The sequence below is a fragment of the Priestia sp. BR_2 genome (assembly GCF_041954005.1).
GTDB lineage: Bacteria > Bacillota > Bacilli > Paenibacillales > Paenibacillaceae > Paenibacillus_AQ > Paenibacillus_AQ lautus_A.
Genome location: NZ_JAVFHM010000075.1, coordinates 1 through 2,979, shown reverse-complemented (window position 1 = coordinate 2,979; position 2,979 = coordinate 1). Strand labels below are relative to the sequence as shown.

Sequence of the window (2,979 nt, the reverse complement as noted above, 5' to 3'; positions counted from 1 at the left end):
CATTAGATTCTAACATAAAAAATTATATATATACTCGTGCATACATTTTAAACACGTTGCAAGCAGACGAATCAGATATGCCTGAATATGAAGAGCTTGCTAAATTGGAATCTTTGAATGAGACATTACAACAGACTTTTGAAAATAAAGATATTGAAGGAAATAGTGAAAAAATAGAAGGTTTAGGGAAGCCAGAGAACTTAGAAGTTCAAAATATTGAGGTTAATAAAGCAGATAATGAAGAGGTTCTAAGAACAATGGATAACTTAGATGTTCATACTACTAGCATTGTCAGTGGAGAAAAAGACCTAAAAAATGAAGTTATTAACACTCCAATAGCAACAATAGAACCCGATAATCATAGTAACTATAGCTATCCTGAAATTAAAGCTCTTAACGGTCTAGAGCTAGAGTACGAAGTGGAAGATAACGATAGTGAAGAGCTCAAAAATACGTATATTCGAAAACTAAAATATAACTTTAACCATAATAACATTCACATTAATGTGAAAGAATCGATTATTGGTTCAAGTGTAATACGTCTAATTTTAACACTACCACCGGATCTTTCAGCAAATAAAATTATTTCACGTACAAAAGATATACAGCTATGGCTAGGATTAAATAGTGAACCACATGTCTTTATTAACAACCGGGGAATGAATATAGATATTGTAAGAGAACAACCTGAAACAATTTATTTTGAGCAATTTATGAAGCTTACAAGAGAGCAGATACAGCAAGATATCAAAAAAACAAATTTAATTGCTCCATTGGGTCTTAATCCACTGAATGAAGTTATTTATATGGATTTCTCTAGTTCTCTATCTCCTCATCTTTTGACCGGAGGAACAACGGGGAGTGGAAAGAGTGTCACACTAAATTCTATTATTTTAGGAATAATGTGCTTGTATGAGCCTGAACAAGTTCAATTTATGTTTATTGATCCTAAAAAAGTGGAGTTTACAATTTATGAGAATAAAAAACATACAATGAATGTTATTACTGAAATTAGTGAAGCAGTCTTAGTTCTTCAACACATGGTAGAAGAAATGGAGCGCAGATATACTACTTTTGCTCAAGAAGGTGTAACCAACCTAGAGGAGTATATTGAAGAAGTAGAAATTGTTCTTCCTAGAATAATAGTAGTGTTTGATGAATTTGCTGATTTTATGACACAAGATGCAGATATGAAAAAACAAGTAGAAAATGCCATCATGAGGTTAGGACAAAAAGCAAGAGCAGCAGGAATTCACTTGATTATCTGTACCCAAAACCCAAAATCTGACATAATAAATACCAATATCAGAAATAATTTGGGTGCCCGCTTAGCTTTACGCGCGGCTGATGCAACTGCATCAAATATCATTTTAGATGATTCAGGAGCAGAAAAGCTTGCAGGAAAAGGCGATTTCTTAGCTAAAGTTCATGGAAATGTTGAGAGAGGGAAAAGTCCTTTCTTAACTCCTAAAGTTCGTAGAATGCTACTCAAATATTTTAATAAAACGGAATAATAAGTTGTGCATCTAGACGATGTCTAGATGCCTATCTTTTCATAAATTTCATTACTGGTAAGATTGTTCCAGTAATAATATAGAAAGGCGAGAAAGAATGGGATACGGACAACATCAAAGTTTTTATTTAAGGGATAGATGGTTAAATAAGGCAATTAGACATTTAGAAATAGATGAACGCTTCTTTTATGATAAAGAAGCGTTTGAGAAAATTGGTTTAGGTAAAAATATGGTTCAATCACTGCGCTATTGGGTAGTAGCCACCGGCGTTGTTGAAGAGGTTTTTAATGAAGATAGAAAAAAGGTTCATAAAATTACAGAATTGGGACGTTTAATTTTTGAATATGATAGGTTTGTTAAACTTCAAGATACTGCAGCGATTCTACACTATCAGATGGTAAAGGAAAAAGAGCCTAGCACAGCTTGGTATTGGTACTTTAACTACTTCAATGAGACTATCATTACAAAAGATAATCTGTTAAGCGAACTAATTTTATGGGTAGAAAAGAATGAAAGTAAGCCTGTTTCAGAGAGATCTCTAAAGAGAGATATTGATTGTTTGGTAAAACTATATACTGCTGGGCAAAATACTAGTGATCCTGAAGAAGTCATTCAAAGTCCTCTCAACAAAACAAAGTTAGTAGAGGAAAAGAAGGGGATTGTATATAAACGGACTACCTCAGTAAGTGATATAGGTTTATCGGCGCTAATGTATGTACTTTTAGATTATAAAACCCTTCACGGAGTAAGTAATATAAGTGTAGATGACTTAGTTAATCAACCTGCATTATGGGGAAAAGTATTTAACATGAAAAGAAGTACTATTGTAAATGCTTTGAATGAATTAACGCAAAATCCTATTTATAATTTAACGTTTATTCGAACGAATAATCTAGATTTAATTAGAATTCCTGAAATTACTCCATATGAATTTTTACAACAAGAATATCGTCGTAAGGTAGGTGTAACCAAATGATTAGAACTAATGATACTTTTAAAACAAGTGTTAATATAAAATTTGATTTAGGTAAAAAAGAATTTATTAACAGATATCTACCTACACCTTCTCATGCTGAATCACTTATAGGGTTATTAAAAGGATTTACTAATTCTACAAATTCGAAAGCTCATATGATTGTGGGTCCCTATGGTACAGGCAAATCTTTAATTGCTACAATCGTTGGCGGAATTGTTTCCAAACAAGTTGATAGAGAAACGTTCAAAAGTCTACAATCGAAATTTAACAAGGTACATGATGAAATATATGAAGAATTAAACAATGTAACGGATAATCCAACTACATATTTAACAGTAGCATTAAATGGAAATGAAGGACGTTTCCGACATGCTATTCTCAATGCTATTATACGTACTTTGAATGAAAATGAAATCGATATTGTTTTACCTGGACAAAACGGTAAAATAATACAAGTTGTGGAACTATGGGAAGAAAAATTTAATAAGA

Annotated in this window: 2 protein-coding genes and 1 pseudogene; all 3 read left to right on the top strand. The window is 32.2% G+C overall.

The window, feature by feature from the left end; translation table 11 throughout:
• Window positions 1–1,514: FtsK/SpoIIIE domain-containing protein (locus RB298_RS02095; protein WP_486045486.1), on the top strand; the 1,514-nt coding region annotated here is incomplete at its 5' end.
• Window positions 1,515–1,611: 97 nt separating this feature from the next.
• Entirely contained in the window at window positions 1,612–2,490 is an 879-nt protein-coding gene (locus RB298_RS02090) for a DUF4007 family protein (protein ID WP_057235774.1), read from the top strand.
• A pseudogene (locus RB298_RS02085) lies at window positions 2,487–2,979 on the top strand (hypothetical protein); the annotation flags it as partial. The gene RB298_RS02090 and the pseudogene RB298_RS02085, both read left to right, overlap by 4 nt.